Raw genomic sequence first — 16,677 nt, 5'->3', positions numbered from 1 at the left:
TATCCCGCACGAAATTATTCACTGACCGGACAAACTTCACCATTCACAAGACAATATAGCTGTTTGTCAACAGCCTCGGGCGCTGTGCAGACAGCGCCTTTTTTACTGCCCATCGCCTACCCCAGCGCCACCAGCAACGCGCCGGCGGAAATCAGCGCGACGCCAACCCCTGCCAGCAGCGACACCTTTTCACCCAGCAGCAGCGCCGCCAGAATGACGGCAAACACTACGCTGAGTTTATCGATGGGCGCCACCTGCGCGACGCTGCCGTTTTTCAGCGCCATAAAATAAAACAGCCAGGACAGTGCGCCGGCGACTCCGCTCAGTACGATAAACAGCATGGCTTTATGGTTGGCGAGTACGGCGCTGAACAGCGATGATTTGCCTTGTACCACCACCACGCCGACCAGAAACAGCGCCATAATCACGGCACGAACGGCGGTGGCGGTGTTGGCGTCCAGCTGTTGCAGACCGATTTTACCAAACAGCGCCACCAGCGCGGCGCATAACGCCGACAGCAAGGCGTAAAGTAACCAACTACTCATTGATATTTTTCTCGTGGGTAAAAGTCAGGATGCTACGCCTGACACCGGCAGGGCGCCAGCGTCAGGCGCGAAGGCGAGTGCGTGCCTAGGGCATAAAGCGGTAGCCGATGGCGGTTTCAGTCAAAAAGTGGCGCGGGCGGGCCGGGTCGTCTTCCAGTTTCTGGCGCAAATGCCCCATATAAATACGCAGATAGTGGCTGTGCTCCACCGCGTTGGGGCCCCAAACCTGATTGAGCAGTTGACGCTGCGTCAGCACCTTGCCGGGGTTGGCGAGTAGGGTGGACAGCAGCCGGAATTCGATCGGCGTCAGATGTAACTCTTGCTGGTTGCGTATCACCTGGCGATTAATCAAATCCACGGTGACGTTTGAAAAGGTAATCAGCGGGGTTTCCTGCTGCGATGCGCTCACGCGGCGTAGCGCCACTCGCGCCCGCGCCAGCAGTTCGCCAATGCCGAACGGCTTGGTGAGATAATCTTCAGCTCCGGCATCCAGCGCGTCGATCTTATCCTGTTCGTCGGTACGGGCGGACAACACGATAACCGGAATAGCGCTCCACTGCCGCAGATCGCGGATGTAATCAATGCCGTCACCATCGGGCAGCCCCAGATCAAGAATAATCAGATCCGGTTTGCGGGTCGCCGCTTCTATCAATCCTCGTTGCAGCGTTTCAGCTTCAAATACGCGGCAGCCTTCGCCCTCCAGCGCGTTACGGACGAAACGCCGGATCTCTTTTTCATCTTCTACGATCAGAATGTTGGTCTGTAACAGGGTCAGGACTCCATCTCTTCAGGTTCGAGCGCCGGCGGCGCAACCAGCGGCAAAGTAAAGTGGAACACCGCACCGCCTTCATCCGCGTTGGTGGCCCAGATTCGCCCGCCGTGAATCTCTACAATCGCCCGGCAGATGGCCAATCCCAGCCCAACGCCGGGAATTGAAGACTCTTTGTGCCCGCGGGCAAACTTGTCAAAAATCATTTTTTCCTGACCAGCGGGGATGCCGGGGCCGTTATCCTGAATCTGCACTTCCAGCAGGTCGCTGGCAACCGATGAGGATACCCGGCTGGCGGAAACAAGAATGGTCGCCTGCTCGCCGGCGTATTTGATGGCGTTTTCCAGCAGGTTGATCAACACCCGTTCGATCAGGCTGGCGTCGCAATACACCAGCAGCATGTCCTGCGGCAACCGTAATTGAATAGTATTGCTTGCCAGTGAGTTTTCCAACTGTCGCAATGCGCTGCCGATTAACTCTTCCAGCGTTTGCCACTCTTTGCGCAGACTAAAGCCGTCGGACTGGATACGCGCCATATCCAGTAAGTTATTGACCAGCCGCGTCGTACTGAGGATGTGCTGGCGAATCTGGCTGGCCTGCGGCGCATAAGGCGAGCCTTCGGAAGCCAGGTTGAGCGTCAGAATTTCCGCCTGACCGAACAACACGGTCAGCGGAGTACGTAAATCATGGGATAACGCCGCCAGCAGCGAGTTGCGCAGTTGCTCGCGTTCGGCGTCCAGACGCGAATTTTCGGCGTTATGGACCAGTTGCAGGCGTTCCAGCGCGTTGGTGATAAGGACGGTGAAGGTTTCCAACATGCGTTGCTGTTCCGGAATCATCAACTGGCGCACGTTACTCGGCTCGACGGCGATAATACCGAACGTCGTTTGCGGTGTCGCCAGCGGCAACAATTGATAAGGAACGCCCGGCAGCGTGGACGTACCGGCCCCGGCGGGGGCGGCGTGATCGTAACTCCAGCGGGCGATAGCCCGGTCGACGATCAGTTGCTCGGGCTCATCGAGCGCGACCTGTTGTAGCTCCGCCATCGGGGATGAGACCGGTTCGGCCAGCAAAATGGCTATCTTGGCCTGAAAGGTTGAACGCAGAAAATGATGGCTGGCTTTGGCAATATCCTCTACCGACAGGCTGCGGTTGAGCGCTTTGGACATTTCGTACAGATGCCTTACGCGCTGCTCGCGGTAGCGGGCGACGCGCGCCTGATAACGGACCCCCGCAGTCAGATTTCCCACCAGAATCCCGATGGTCAGCATCACCGCAAACGTGACCAGATACTGTGCATCGGCAACGGCGAATGTGCCTTTCGGCGCCACAAAAAACAGATCAAAGCTGGCGACGTTGATGACGGCGGCGAATACCGACGGCCAGCGGCCATAAAACAGTGCGATGATCACTACGGCCAGCAAATAAAGCATCACTAGGTTGACCGGTTCCAGCATGGAAAACGGCGACCACAGCGCCAGTAGCGTGATCAACATGCAGAGTAGTACGGCAACGCCGCCGCCGTAGAACTGTAGTCGCCATTTATCGGTTATTGCGCGGGCGTCCGGTGTTTTAGGCGGTGGCGGCGTGGCGTCGTCTTGTACTGAAACAACGACCAGATCGAGGTCTGGCCCTAATTTTCCGAGTTTCTCGGCGAAGCGGGTACGGCGCCACCAGCCGAGTTTTTGTTCGGTGTGACGGCCAATAACAATCTTGCCGAGATTATGATCGCGGGCGTAGCGCAGTACCGCACGTTCTACCGATGGATCGGAAAGGGTGGCGGTTTCCGCTCCCAGATCCTGCGCCAGTTTCAATGCGCGTAAAATGGCGCGTCGTTCGCCTTCCGGCAGGCGATGCAGGCGCGGCGTTTCGACGTAAACCGCGTGCCAGATGCTGCCCAATCGTGCGGCCAGACGAGCGGCGGTGCGCACCAGTTTTTCGTTGCCTGCGCCGCGGCCAATGCACAACAGAATGGCATCACGGGTATGCCAGACTCGCTCACGACCTTGACTGGCGCGCATCGCCCGCATTTGATCATCCACCCGATCGGCCATACGCCGGAGCGCCAGCTCGCGCAGGGCCAGCAGGTTGCCTTTGCGAAAGAAGTTTTCGATGGCGCGTTCCGCCTGCATCGGCAGGTAGACTTTGCCTTCGTTGAGACGCTGGCGCAGGTCGTCAGGCGGCAGGTCTACCAGCACCACTTCATTGGCATCGTCAAAAATCGGATCGGGGACGGTTTCCCGCACCCGAATGCCGGTGACGCCGCCAACGATGTCGTTCAGGCTTTCCAGATGCTGCACGTTGACGGTGGTAAACACATCGATACCGGCGTCCAGCAACTCTTGTACGTCCTGCCAGCGTTTAGGATGGCGGGAACCGCGAATATTGCTGTGCGCCAGTTCGTCGATCAGGATCAGCGCCGGGCAGCGCGCCAGCGCCGCGTCCAGATCGAATTCATGATGATGACGGCCATAATGGCTGATTTTCTTCATCGGCAGGTGCGGCAAGCCTGCCAGCAGCGCTGCGGTTTCGCTGCGCCCATGAGTTTCCACCACCCCGACCAGCACATCCAGCCCTTGCGCTTTCAGGCGTTGCGCTTCCTGCAACATCGCGTAGGTTTTACCGACGCCGGCGCAGGCGCCGAAGAAGATCTTCAGCTTGCCGCGTGGTTGCTCCTCAATCTGGCTCAGCAGGCTGTCCGGATCGGGGCGATGTTGCTCCTCGTCGGTCATTTCTGTTCCTCATCAATCATGTATGCTCAGACGACACCGTGATTTGTTCATCAGGGAAGCGGTTTAAGCTGGTCCAGCGCCATATTCAATTCTACGACATTCACTACCGGCATACCGATAAATGCGAGCCGCGGCGTGTAGGTAGTGCGGTTGATCAATTGCTCTACCTGTTCCAGCGGCAGGCCGCGCGCCTTGGCCACCAACCCGGCCTGATAAACGGCGGTTTGTACCGAGATATGCGGATCCAGGCCGCTGGCCGATGCGGTAACCAGTTCCACCGGCACCGGCGCGTTGTCGCTGCGGCGCTGGTGCCAGACGGTTACGTTTTGGCTGACGACCTTGTCCAGCGCCGGGTTGCTGACCGCCAGGTTGCTGCCGCCGGACGCCATCGTGTTATAAGCGCTGTCCGAGGTGGCGGACGGGCGGCCCTGGAAGTATCCGTCACGGCTGAAAGCTTGCCCAATCAGCGACGAACCGACCGGTTTGCCTTGCCGGTAGAGCAGGGAACCGTTGGCTTGCTCCGGGAACAGCGACTGCCCCAGCATGGTGACCAGTAACGGATAACCCACACCGGTTACCAGTGTCATCAGCAGCAATAACACCAGGGAAGAACGGATATAATTCATAATGATTACCTTCGGTTACGCCAGTCCGGTGATGGTCAGGAATACATCGATCAGCTTGATGCCGATGAACGGCACCAGCAGGCCGCCCAGCCCGTAAATCCACAAATTGCGACTCAGCAGCGCGGCGGCACTCATAGGTTTGTAGCTGATGCCCTTTAGCGCCAGCGGGATCAGGAACACGATAATCAGCGCGTTGAAGATCACCGCCGACAGCATCGCCGAGGTGGGGGAGTGCAGGTGCATCACGTTCAGCGCGTTTAACTGCGGGTAAGTTGCAGCGAACGCGGCTGGAATGATGGCGAAGTATTTGGCTACGTCGTTGGCGATACTAAAAGTGGTGAGAGAGCCGCGGGTCATCAGCATCTGTTTGCCGATATGCACCACTTCGATAAGCTTGGTGGGGTTGGAATCCAAATCCACCATGTTGCCCGCTTCTTTGGCCGCCTGGGTGCCGGAGTTCATTGCCACCGCCACGTCGGCCTGCGCCAGCGCCGGGGCGTCGTTGGTGCCGTCGCCGGTCATCGCCACTATGCGGCCTTCCGCCTGATACTGGCGAATCAGCGCCAGCTTGGCTTCCGGCGTGGCTTCCGACAGAAAATCATCTACACCCGCTTCGGCGGCGATGGCGGCGGCGGTCAGCGGGTTATCGCCGGTGATCATGACGGTCTTGATACCCATGTTGCGCAGTTCGGCAAAGCGTTCCTTGATGCCGCCTTTGACGATATCCTTCAGTGCTACCACGCCCAGTACGCGCTTGCCCTCGGCGACCACCAACGGGGTGCCGCCCTGACGCGCGACGCTGGCGACGGCGTCTTCCACCTCGGCCGGGAACTGGCCCTGATTGGCTTCAATATAGCGGCGCAGCGCGTCCACCGCGCCTTTGCGGATAGTGCGGCCCTGAATATTGACGCCGCTCATGCGAGTCTGCGCCGAGAACGGCACGAAGGTGGCGTCCAGATCCCGCAATGCGCGTTCACGCAAACCAAAACGTTGTTTGGCCAGCACTACGATGCTGCGGCCTTCCGGGGTTTCGTCAGCCAGCGAGGCCAGTTGCGCGGCGTCGGCCAGCGACTGTTCGCTGACGCCCGGCGCCGGCAGAAATGCGGAGGCTTGACGGTTACCGAGCGTGATGGTGCCGGTTTTGTCCAGCAACAGCACATTGATGTCGCCAGCCGCTTCCACGGCACGGCCGCTGGTGGCGATAACGTTGGCGCCCAGCATACGGCTCATGCCGGCGATGCCGATGGCGGACAGCAGCCCGCCGATGGTGGTGGGAATCAGACACACCAGCAGCGCCACCAGCACGGTGATGCTGATGACCGAACCACCGTTGTTGGCCATTACGCTGAAGCGGGAAAACGGCGCCAGTGTGGCAACCACCAGCAGGAAAATGATGGTCAGTTCCACCAGCAGGATGGTCAGCGCCACCTCGTTCGGCGTTTTGCGGCGCCTGGCGCTTTCCACCATGGCAATCATGCGGTCGATAAAGGTTTCGCCGGGGTTGACGGAGCACTGGATCACCAGCCAGTCGGACAGCACGCGGGTGCCGCCGGTTACCGAGGCGAAATCACCGCCGGATTCGCGGATCACCGGCGCGGATTCGCCGGTGATCGCGCTTTCATCCACCGAGGCGCCGCCTTCCAGCACCTCGCCGTCGCAGGGGATCATCTCGCCGGCGGATACCCGCACCACGTCGCCCTTGCGCAGGCTGTCGGCCGGTACTTTCTGGCTGGCGGCGTCATGATGCGGGGCGGCAAGCTTGTTGGCCCAACTGGTTTTTTTCACGCCTTTCAGGGTTTCCGCCTGCGCCTTGCTGCGCCCTTCCGCCAGCGCTTCGGCGACATTGGCGAATAGAACCGTTACCCACAGCCATAGCGCGACGGCACCGGTGAACCCGGCGCTGCCGTCGGTTTGCCCACTGACGATAGCCAGCCAGATACCCGTTGTCAGCAGGCTACCGATGTACACCACGAACATGACCGGGTTGCGCCACTGGATGCGCGGGTCGAGTTTTTTTACCGAATCCACCAGTGCATTACGCAACAGTGCGGAATCAAAAAGCGTTTGCTGTTTACGAATCATCTTCTTTCTCCGGCTCAGTGAACCAGACTGGACTGTAAATGCTCGGCAACGGGACCGAGTGCCAGGGCAGGAATAAAGTTCAGCGCGCTAATCAGCAAAATGATGGCGATCAGCAGGCCGATGAACAGCGGGCCGCGGGTAGACAACGAGCCTTTGGTTTCCGGCTGGCGTTTTTTCGCCGCCAGCGAACCGGCGATCGCCAGCACCGGGATCAGCGACGAGAAACGCCCCAACAGCATGGCGATGCCCAGCGTCAGGTTGTAGAACGGGGTGTTGACGCTAAGGCCGCCAAACGCGCTGCCGTTGTTATTGGCGGCGGACGAGTAGGCGTACAGCACTTCGCTAAAGCCGTGCGCGCCCGGATTCAGGATACCGGCGCGCCCGGCTTCGGTACTGAGCGCCAGCGCAGTGCCCAGCAGCACCAGTGCCGGGGTAATCAGAATGGCTAACGCCGCCATTTTCATTTCCCAGGCTTCGATTTTCTTGCCGAGATATTCCGGGGTGCGGCCAATCATCAGCCCGGCGATAAATACCGTCAGCAAGACGAACACCAACATGCCGTAGAAACCGGAGCCCACGCCGCCGAAGATCACTTCGCCAATCTGCATCAGCCACATCGGGATCAGGCCACCCAGCGCGGTAAACGAATCGTGCATGGCGTTGACCGCGCCGCAAGACGTGGCGGTGGTGATGGCGGCGAAAAAGGCCGACGTCAGTACACCGAAGCGAGATTCCTTACCTTCCATGTTTTGCGCACTGTCTGCGCCCAGCGTCAACAGATGTGGGTTGCCGCTGACTTCGGCGTACATCACCAACGCAGTCGCGACGATCAGCATCAGCGACATCGCCCACAGCAGGGTATGGCCCTGACGACGGTCATTCACCACCCGGCCAAAGGCAAAACACAGCGCTGCCGGGATCACCAGGATGGACAGCATCTGCACGAAGTTGGTCAAGGCATTCGGGTTTTCGAACGGGTGCGCCGAGTTAGCGCCGAAAAAGCCGCCGCCGTTGGTGCCGAGCATCTTAATCGCTTCCTGCGAGGCCAATGGTCCCATCGGCAGCACTTGCGATGCGCCTTCCAGCGTAGTGAGATGTTGGTAGGGCAGGAAGTTCTGAATGCTGCCCTGACTGATGAAGAACAGGCTGAGCAACAGCGAGAACGGCAGCAGTAAATACAGATTGATGCGCAGCAGATCCAGCCAGACGTTGCCCAGTTCATGGGTAGTGCGGCGGGCAAAGGCGCGCATCAGCACGAACGCGACGGCAATACCGGTGGCGGCGGACAGGAAGTTCTGTACCGTCAGCCCTACCATCTGGCTGAAATAACTGAGCGTATTCTCCCCGCTGTAAGCCTGCCAGTTGGTGTTGGTTACAAAACTGATCGCCGTGTTGAGCGCCAAATGCCAGGACAGCCCCGGCATGTGCTGAGGATTTAACGGTAAACGATCCTGATACATCAGCATCAGGAACAGCAGTACGATACCCATCAGGTTGAACAGCAGAATCGCGATGGTGTAGTGCTGCCATCCCATTTCACGGGTTGAAAAGCCACACAGCCGGGCTACGCTCAGTTCGTAACGACGCAAGACGCCGGTTTCGCCCTCCACCAGCCGCGCTATAAACTGACCGAGTGGTTGCGCCAGCATCAGCAAACATGCGAACAGGCTGACGATGAGTAAAAAAGCATCGCTGGGCATCAGAATTCCTCCGCGTTAAGCAATGCATAAAAAAGATAAACCAGCAGTAGTACTACCAGCATACCGTTTGCCACCAAGCCAATATTCACAGTCACCTCCAACGGTGTTGACACACTATCATTCGGTCATCGCCTTGCTCTGCGGCGGTAACGAGCCGGTCGCCATGTGCCGCAGGAAGGACGACTTTCCGCGATAGTCAGGCTACGCAGAGTGAGAAAAAGAAGGTGCAAATTTCCACGGAGCGGGCGTAAAAAAAGTATAAAAATGGTGAAAGATAGCTCAGTTAAAGTACGAGAATCGGCCGGCCGATACGCCAGAGCCGCGAAGGGGGCGGTGTGACGCTGCGGCAAGCAACTTGCGCAGCTCAAAAATTTAACTTTCTATTAACCTATTGATGACCATGAAAAAACAGCCGTTTTTTATGTTGCCATCTGGTCCGATGAGTGTAAAATTTAACCAGGAAATCACTTCATCAGGAGGCGTTATTATGATGTCCTATGCTGTCTATCATTGGTATCGCATCGTACTGCGCCGTACTGCCGTGGTGGTGGTGGGCACGCTGGCGTTGCCGATTATGCTGTTTTGGCGAGGCCGTTCCCGCTTTTATAGCTACCTGCATCGCGTCTGGCTTAAGACCAGCGATAAACCGGTGTGGCTGGAACAATCGGAGGATGCCGCCGGGTATTTTTACTGATTATCCCCCCGTCCCGGTAAGTCGCTTGCCGGGTGTTATTCCTTTCCGCGCCGTTGCCGTCGTTGTCCTCTGTTCCCCGTTTTTTGCTGATCATCTGACTGCGGTATTCTGCGTGACTGCGCAACTCTGCGGCGTCATCGTGCGCTCTGCTATGCTATGGCAATAGCACTCTCTTTTAATCAAGGGGATATCATGACGGTCGAGCTGATTTCCGTTGGTATTAGTGCCTGTCTGCTGGGCAATCCGGTACGTTTTGATGGCGGGCATAAACGGCTGGCTTTCGCTGTTGAGCAGTTGGCGCCTTATTTCCATTTTGAACCGGTCTGCCCGGAGATGGGGATTGGTTTACCGGTGCCGCGTCCGGCGTTGCGGTTAGTGAAGTCGGATTCGGGGGAGATCCGTTTGCTTGCCAGCAATGGTTCCGGGCTGGATGTAACGGAAAACATGGCGGCGTTCTCTGCGGCCAGAACGGCGCAACTGGCTCATCTGTGCGGTTACATCGTCTGTGCCAAATCACCCAGTTGCGGTATGGAGCGCGTCAAAGTGTATGAGGCCGAGCAGAATAACGCGCGTAAAAGCGGGGTCGGGTTGTTTACCCGGCAGTTACAGCAAACCTTACCGTGGCTGCCGGTGGAAGAGGATGGTCGCTTGCAGGATCCGCTATTGCGCGAGAACTTTATTACGCGTGTTTATGCACTTCATGAATTCAATCAGTTATGGGAAAAAGAATTGAGCCGTAGCGCACTGATGCGTTTCCATAGCCGCTATAAGTTGTTATTGCTGGCGCACTCACAGCCGGCGTACCGCGAACTGGGGCCCTTTGTTGCCGCGATGGACCAGTGGGCGTCGCTGGAGGCATTTGCGGCGGAATACCGCTTGCGTTTGATGCGGCTACTGTCACGTCCTGCTTCTCGTCGCAATCACACCAATGTGCTGATGCATGTGCAAGGGTACTTCCGCCGTCAATTGACGGCCGGGCAACGACAAGAGCTGGCGCAATTGATCGAGCGCTACCGTCAGGGGGTGCAGCCACTGCTGGCGCCGCTGACGTTGCTGCGTCACTACATGACGGAATACCCGGACGACTGGTTATCGCAGCAGCGCTATTTCGACCCTTATCCAGAGGCGTTGCGGTTACGTTATGGCCACTAAGTTATTGCTCGTTTTTAGTTGGTTCTTGTTTTCAGTAGTACGTTAAGGATGGTTCATGACCACACATTTGGTTTGGTTTCGTCACGATTTACGCCTTACCGATAATCTGGCGTTGCACGCCGCTTGCCAGGATCCTGAAGCACGGGTTGAAGCGGTGTTTATCGCGACGCCGCAACAGTGGGCCAGCCATGACATGGCGCCGTGTCAGGCGGCCTTTCTGTTGGGTAATTTGCGCTGTTTGCAACAGGCGCTACAGGAGAAAGGCATCCCACTGCACTACCATCAGTGCGATGATTTTGCCGCCAGCGTGCGCTGGCTGACTGCTTTCTGCCGCGAGCATCAGGTAACGCGGCTGTTTTACAACCGTCAGTACGAGTGGAATGAGCGCCGGCGCGATGAGCAACTGGAACCGGCGCTGGCAGGCGTGACCGATTGCTATGGTTTTGACGACAGCCTGCTGTTGCCGCCCGGCAGCGTGGTGACCGGCTCCGGCGACATGTACAAGGTGTTTACCCCATTTCGCGCCGCCTTTATCAAACGTCTGCAACAACAGGATGTCGGCTCGGTGCCCGCGCCGGTTGCCCGCCATCAGGGGGAGTTCACACTCGTGCCGCTAGCGCCGTTCGACTATCCGCAAACCGATGTTCATGCTGATTTTCCCGTTGGCGAATCGGCCGCGTTGCAACGCCTGCGCCAGTTTTGCCGTGAACAGGCGGCGTTCTACCATGAACGGCGTGATCTGCCCGCACAGGCCGCTACCAGCAAGTTGTCGCCGTATTTAGCGTTGGGTATCTTGTCGCCGCGTCAGTGTTTCAATCGGTTACGAATGGAGCACCCAGATTGGCTGACCCGGCCGGAAAGCGGTGCGTTCACCTGGTTCAACGAGCTGGTGTGGCGCGAGTTTTACCGCCACCTGCTGGTATTCAGCCCGTCGCTATGTAAGCACCAGCCGTTTATTGGCTGGACGCGGAAGGTCGCCTGGCGCAATGCCCCGGACGAACTGGCGGCGTGGCAGCGGGGGGAAACCGGGTATCCCATCGTTGATGCGGCGATGCGCCAGTTAAACCAGACCGGCTGGATGCACAACCGGCTACGTATGATTTGCGCCAGTTTTCTGGTGAAAGATCTGTTGATCGACTGGCGTGAAGGCGAACGTTATTTTATGAGCCGTTTACTGGATGGCGATCTGGCGGCCAATAACGGCGGCTGGCAGTGGGCGGCTTCCACCGGCACCGACGCCGCGCCTTATTTCCGTATTTTTAATCCGACCACACAGGGCGAACGTTTCGACCCGGAAGGCGAGTTTATCCGACGGTGGGTGCCGGAGCTGGCGCAGATTCCGGGGAAAGCCGTGCATCAACCTCACGATTGGGCGATACGCCAGCACCGACGCATTGATTATCCGGCGCCGATTGTTGACCATAAACAGGCGCGCACGCGCACCTTGACGGCATTCGAGGCCGCCAAAAAGAGTGAAACGGCATGATCGCCACTACAGACACAAGGAGCACAAGCTATGCGTAATACCGAATTGGAAAGCCTGATTAACGGTTTTCTTAATGTAGCGGCGTTTCAGGATTACGGCCCCAATGGGTTACAGGTGGAAGGGCGCAGCGAGGTTCGGCGCATCGTTACCGGCGTGACGGCGTGTCAGGCATTGCTGGATGCCGCCGTGGCGCAGCAGGCCGATGCCGTGCTGGTCCATCATGGCTATTTCTGGCGCAACGAGCCGGCGGTGGTGCGTGGTATGAAACGCCAGCGCCTGAAGACCCTGCTGGTTAATGATCTCAATTTGTATGGCTATCACCTGCCGCTGGATGCTCACCCCGAAGTGGGGAACAACGCCCGGCTGGCCGCGATGCTGGATATCCGGGTGCAGGGCGAAATCGAATCGCTGTTGCCATACGGCGAGCTGGCTCAGCCTTGCAGCGGCGACGATTTGCGCCGCAAACTGGAGGCGGAGCTGGAACGACCGGTGCTGCATTGCGGCGATAATGCACCTGCGCAGATTCGGCGCGTTGCCTGGTGTACCGGCGGCGGACAAAGTTTTATCGACCAGGCGGCGGACTTCGGCGTCGACGCCTTCATCACCGGCGAAGTGTCGGAGAAAACCATCCATACCGCCCGTGAGATGGGGGTGCATTTCTATGCCGCCGGGCATCACGCGACCGAGCGAGCCGGTATCCGCGCCTTAGGAGAGTGGCTGGCGTCGCAACACGGTTTTGAGGTGACATTCATCGATATTGCTAATCCGGCGTAATCGGGCTCAATGCTGCGCATGATGCGATAGCGGGAGAGTACGTGATTTGAGTGCGTGATTAAGGCAGACAACATCTGGCGGGAGGACGAATGCAACGCGCGCGCTGTTATTTATTGGGCGAGAGAGCGGTAGTGCTGGAACTGGAACCACCACTACGGCTGGAAAGCCAGCAACGGATCTGGGGACTGGCGCAACGGTTGGCTGAACATGACGAGGTCAGTGAAGTCATTCCCGGCATGAATAACCTGACGGTGGTGCTGAGTAACCCGCACCAGCAGGCGCTGGACGCCATTGAACGGTTGCAGTGTTGGTGGGAAGAAAGTGAGTCTTTTCTCGAAGTACAGCCGCGTGAAGTCAACATTCCGGTGATTTATGGCGGCGAACAGGGGCCGGATTTGAATGTCGTGGCGGAACATTGCGGCATGACGCCGCAGCAGGTGGTGGAACGTCATGCCGCCGGGCGCTATACCGTCTATTTCCTTGGTTTCCAGCCTGGGTTTCCCTATCTCGGCGGGCTGGATGAGGCGCTGTCCACACCGCGCCGAGCCGAGCCGCGCGTAAGAGTGCCTGCCGGGTCGGTAGCGATTGGCGGCAATCAGACCGGGATTTATCCACTCAGTACGCCGGGTGGCTGGCAACTGATTGGCTGGACATCGCTGGCACTGTTCCAACCGACGCAAATACCGCCTGTGTTGCTAAGGCCAGGGGACCAGGTACGCTTCGTACCGCAGCGGGAGGGAATATGCTGAAGATTATCCGGGCAGGATTACAGACCACCGTGCAGGATCTCGGGCGTCCGGGATGGCGTCGGTTGGGGATCAGTCAGTGCGGCGCGCTGGATAGTCCGGCATTAAAACTCGCTAACTTGCTGGTAGGCAATGATGAGAACGCGGCGGCGCTGGAAATCACATTAGGACAACTGGTGGTCACGTTTACCACGCCATGCTGGATTGCGTTGAGCGGAGCGGACTGCCATGCCGCGCTGGATGGCAAGACGTTATGGACCGGCTGGTGTTTCGCCGTGCAACGGGGGCAGACGCTACGTCTGCGCTCACCGCGCAACGGTATGCGCAGCTATCTGGCGGTATCCGGGGGCATTGCGGTGCCGGACGTGCTGGGATCCCGCAGTACCGATCTGACCGCCGGGATCGGCGGGCTGGCAGGACGCCCGCTGGCGGAAGGGGACGAGCTGCCGCTGGGCGTGCCGCGGCGCTTACCCAGCCGTTCGGTCGGCGTTAAGCAACTGCTGTTCAGCAACCGGGTTCGAGTATTGCCGGGGCCGGAATATCAGGAATTTAGTGAAGAGGCGCGCGATGATTTCTGGCGTACCGGCTGGCATCTGAGCCCACAGAGTAACCGCATGGGCTACCGCCTGCTGGGGCCGGCGTTGAAGCGTGAAAAACAGCGGGAAATGCTGTCGCACGGCTTGCTGCCGGGGGTTATTCAGGTGCCGCATAACGGTAAACCGATCGTATTGATGGCCGATGCACAGACGACCGGCGGTTATCCGCGTATTGGCTGTGTTATTGATGCCGATTTATACAATATGGCGCAGTTACGTTTAGGCGAGCCTGTTCACTTTATCCGTTGTTCGCTGGATGAGGCTCAGCGAGCATGGCAGGAACAGCAACGCTATCTGGATCAATTGGCCTGGAGGTTACATGGTAATTGACCTGAACGCCGACCTGGGTGAAGGCGGCCAACATGACGAGGCGCTGTTACAGCTGGTGTCTTCCGCTAACATCGCCTGTGGTTTCCATGCCGGAGACGCCAGTCTGATGCGCCAGTCGGTGCGTTGGGCTATCCAGTATGGCGTGGCGATCGGTGCTCACCCGAGTTTTTTCGATCGTGAAAACTTCGGCCGAACGGCCATGAATGTACCGCCGGAAACGGTGTATGCACAGGTGCTGTACCAGATTGGCGCGCTGGCGGCGATCGTCAAGGCGGAAGGCGCGCGCCTGTTCCATGTTAAACCGCATGGTATGCTTTACAATCAGGCGGCGCGTGACCCCGCGCTGGCGGATGCGATTGCCCGTGCCGTCGCGGCAGTTGACTCGTCATTGTGTTTGGTCGGGTTGGCGGGCAGTGAGTTGATTCGTGCCGGCAAACGTGCCGGGTTGAAAACCCGACAGGAGGTTTTTGCTGACCGCAGCTATCAGGCGGATGGTTCGCTGGTGCCGCGTGATCAGCCTTCGGCCGTGATCAGCAGCGATGAGCTGGCGCTGGCTCAGACGTTGGAAATGGTGCTGCGTCAGCGGGTTCGCGCCGGCAATGGCAGTTGGGTTGCGGTGCAGGCGGAAACGGTCTGCCTGCATGGCGATAACGCACATGCGCTGCTTTTTGCCCGTCGACTCAGGGAGAGTTTCGTCCAATACGGTATACAGGTGACGGCCCGCTAACGAAGATGAAGTGCCTGAGTATCAAGGAAATAGCGTTGCCATTAGTAAAAAGGCCGGGTAAAAAAACCCGACCTTTTACAATGAACGGCAATAGCATTTAGCGCTTGGTGATAACCGGTTCGAAATTGCGTTCGGTATGACCGGTATACAACTGGCGCGGACGGGCGATCTTCAGCCCTTCGCCGTGCATTTCGCTCCAGTGAGCGATCCAGCCGACGGTGCGCGCCATCGCGAAAATCACCGTGAACATGCTGGACGGAATCCCCATGGCTTTCAAAATGATGCCGGAGTAGAAGTCTACGTTCGGGTAGAGTTTACGCTCAATGAAGTACGGGTCGTTCAGCGCGATGTTTTCCAGCTCCATCGCCACTTCCAGCAGATCGTCTTTGGTGCCCAGTTCTTTCAGCACTTCGTGACAGGTTTGACGCATAACCGTTGCACGCGGGTCGTAATTTTTGTACACGCGGTGACCGAAGCCCATCAGACGGAACGAGTCGTTCTTGTCTTTAGCGCGTTTAATGAACGCCGGAATGTGCTCCACTGAGCTGATTTCTTCCAGCATACGCAGACAAGCCTCGTTGGCGCCGCCGTGTGCCGGCCCCCATAGCGATGCGATACCGGCGGCGATACAGGCGAACGGGTTGGCGCCGGAAGAGCCTGCGGTACGTACGGTGGAGGTGGAGGCGTTTTGCTCATGGTCGGCATGTAGGATCAGGATGCGATCCATCGCGCGTTCCAATACCGGGTTCACCACATATTCTTCACACGGGGTGGAGAACATCATGTGCAGGAAGTTACCGGCATAGGACAGGTCATTGCGCGGATAAACAAACGGCTGGCCGATGGAGTATTTGTAGCACATCGCAGCGACGGTCGGCATTTTCGACAGCAGACGATAAGCGGCGATTTCACGGTGACGCTCGTTGCCGATGTCCAGCGAATCATGGTAGAAGGCCGCCAGCGCGCCGGTTACGCCGCACAGTACCGCCATGGGATGAGAGTCGCGACGGAAGCCGTGGAACAAGCGGGTGATCTGCTCGTGAATCATCGTGTGACGGGTAACGGTGGTTTTGAAGGTGTCATACTGTTCTTGCGTCGGCGCTTCGCCGAACAACAGGATATAACAGACTTCCAGATAATTTGATTTTTCCGCCAGTTGCGCAATCGGGTAGCCGCGGTGCAGCAGTACACCCACGTCGCCGTCAATGTAAGTGATTTTGGATTCGCAGGATGCGGTGGAGGTGAAACCGGGGTCAAACGTGAAATAACCTTTAGAACCAAGGCTACGAATATCAATTTCATCGTTGCCAAGCGTACCAGACAAGACATTCAGCTCAATCGCTTCTTTGCCGTCTATCGTAAGCGTTGCTTTTTTATCAGCCATTTACAGTCTCCTTAGCGCTTTAATCTTTAATTTTAAAAATTCGTCACTGCAGAAATACCGTCATGCCCGCACGCTGGACAAAGTAAACAGACCAGACATCACTCTGTGATCGGAAATGGAATCGGGTACAGAGTTGACCATTATCGTCAGGCAGCCACTGTCAGGATGAACTCGTTGCTCTCCCAGCTCGGGTATTTAGCCCTGTCCTACTCATAAGTGTAGCCAGTACTTATCACTTTTCCGGGGACTTTGTTTCCCACTGTTACATAACTTTGGTGAATGGGAAAGAGCTACCGATGAGCTTTAACAGGGCAATAGGGTTTCTTGGGCCCTA

At 57.8% G+C, this 16,677-nt stretch carries 15 protein-coding genes; 7 read left to right on the top strand and 8 right to left on the bottom strand.

The genetic code is table 11. The features are described 5' to 3' along the window. Positions 1 to 116 precede the first annotated feature (116 nt). The 7 genes from FDP13_RS19220 to kdpF form a co-directional block, all read right to left on the bottom strand. Entirely contained in the window at positions 117 to 545 is a 429-nt protein-coding gene (locus FDP13_RS19220) for an EamA family transporter (protein ID WP_143840168.1), read from the bottom strand. An 85-nt stretch (positions 546 to 630) separates the two neighbouring features. Next, positions 631 to 1,320, bottom strand: coding sequence for a two-component system response regulator KdpE (kdpE, locus tag FDP13_RS19215; protein ID WP_143840167.1), 690 nt, complete (start codon positions 1,318 to 1,320; stop codon positions 631 to 633). Next, complete coding sequence (gene kdpD, locus FDP13_RS19210) at positions 1,317 to 4,046, bottom strand: two-component system sensor histidine kinase KdpD (RefSeq protein WP_012770605.1); 2,730 nt, start codon at positions 4,044 to 4,046, stop codon at positions 1,317 to 1,319. The genes kdpE and kdpD overlap by 4 nt, the downstream gene beginning before the upstream one ends. 50 nt (positions 4,047 to 4,096) lie before the next feature. Next, positions 4,097 to 4,672, bottom strand: a complete 576-nt coding sequence (gene kdpC, locus FDP13_RS19205; RefSeq protein ID WP_143840166.1) for a potassium-transporting ATPase subunit KdpC — start codon at positions 4,670 to 4,672, stop codon at positions 4,097 to 4,099. 15 nt (positions 4,673 to 4,687) lie between these two features. Continuing rightward, the gene (gene kdpB, locus FDP13_RS19200) at positions 4,688 to 6,754 is read right to left on the bottom strand and encodes a potassium-transporting ATPase subunit KdpB (RefSeq protein ID WP_143840165.1); all 2,067 of its coding nucleotides are present in this window, start codon (positions 6,752 to 6,754) and stop codon (positions 4,688 to 4,690) included. A 14-nt stretch (positions 6,755 to 6,768) separates the two neighbouring features. Then, entirely contained in the window at positions 6,769 to 8,454 is a 1,686-nt protein-coding gene (gene kdpA / locus FDP13_RS19195; protein ID WP_143840164.1) for a potassium-transporting ATPase subunit KdpA, read from the bottom strand. Further along, on the bottom strand, positions 8,454 to 8,516 hold the full coding sequence (gene kdpF, locus FDP13_RS19190) for a K(+)-transporting ATPase subunit F (protein ID WP_071595868.1): 63 nt from the start codon (positions 8,514 to 8,516) through the stop codon (positions 8,454 to 8,456). The genes kdpA and kdpF overlap by 1 nt, the downstream gene beginning before the upstream one ends. 425 nt (positions 8,517 to 8,941) lie before the next feature. On the opposite strand from kdpF, the gene FDP13_RS19185 reads away from it, so the two are divergent. From FDP13_RS19185 to pxpA, 7 genes are all read left to right on the top strand, one after another. Further along, complete coding sequence (locus tag FDP13_RS19185) at positions 8,942 to 9,148, top strand: YbfA family protein (RefSeq protein WP_143840162.1); 207 nt, start codon at positions 8,942 to 8,944, stop codon at positions 9,146 to 9,148. A 192-nt stretch (positions 9,149 to 9,340) separates the two neighbouring features. Beyond that, positions 9,341 to 10,300 (top strand): DUF523 and DUF1722 domain-containing protein, encoded by a 960-nt coding sequence (locus FDP13_RS19180; RefSeq protein WP_143840161.1) that lies wholly within the window; start codon positions 9,341 to 9,343, stop codon positions 10,298 to 10,300. 55 nt (positions 10,301 to 10,355) lie between these two features. Further along, positions 10,356 to 11,786 (top strand): deoxyribodipyrimidine photo-lyase, encoded by a 1,431-nt coding sequence (gene phrB, locus FDP13_RS19175; protein WP_033575594.1) that lies wholly within the window; start codon positions 10,356 to 10,358, stop codon positions 11,784 to 11,786. Between the two features lie 30 nt (positions 11,787 to 11,816). After that, complete coding sequence (locus FDP13_RS19170; RefSeq protein ID WP_143840160.1) at positions 11,817 to 12,560, top strand: type 2 GTP cyclohydrolase I; 744 nt, start codon at positions 11,817 to 11,819, stop codon at positions 12,558 to 12,560. An 89-nt stretch (positions 12,561 to 12,649) separates the two neighbouring features. Beyond that, complete coding sequence (gene pxpB / locus FDP13_RS19165) at positions 12,650 to 13,309, top strand: 5-oxoprolinase subunit PxpB (RefSeq protein WP_143840159.1); 660 nt, start codon at positions 12,650 to 12,652, stop codon at positions 13,307 to 13,309. Continuing rightward, on the top strand, positions 13,303 to 14,232 hold the full coding sequence (gene pxpC / locus FDP13_RS19160) for a 5-oxoprolinase subunit PxpC (protein ID WP_033575591.1): 930 nt from the start codon (positions 13,303 to 13,305) through the stop codon (positions 14,230 to 14,232). Before pxpB ends, pxpC begins: the two co-directional genes overlap by 7 nt. Continuing rightward, a complete protein-coding gene (gene pxpA / locus FDP13_RS19155) occupies positions 14,222 to 14,959 on the top strand; it encodes a 5-oxoprolinase subunit PxpA (protein ID WP_033575590.1) in 738 nt (245 codons plus the stop codon). Before pxpC ends, pxpA begins: the two co-directional genes overlap by 11 nt. A gap of 97 nt (positions 14,960 to 15,056) precedes the next feature. Here pxpA and FDP13_RS19150 read toward each other — a convergent pair whose 3' ends face one another. Continuing rightward, on the bottom strand, positions 15,057 to 16,343 hold the full coding sequence (locus tag FDP13_RS19150) for a citrate synthase (RefSeq protein WP_012770594.1): 1,287 nt from the start codon (positions 16,341 to 16,343) through the stop codon (positions 15,057 to 15,059). Between the last annotated feature and the right edge of the window lie 334 nt (positions 16,344 to 16,677).

The sequence above is a fragment of the Dickeya sp. ws52 genome, assembly GCF_007210685.1.
Lineage (GTDB): Bacteria > Pseudomonadota > Gammaproteobacteria > Enterobacterales > Enterobacteriaceae > Dickeya > Dickeya chrysanthemi.
Note: the sequence above shows the minus strand (reverse complement) of the source record. Positions and strands in the feature narration are given on the sequence as shown.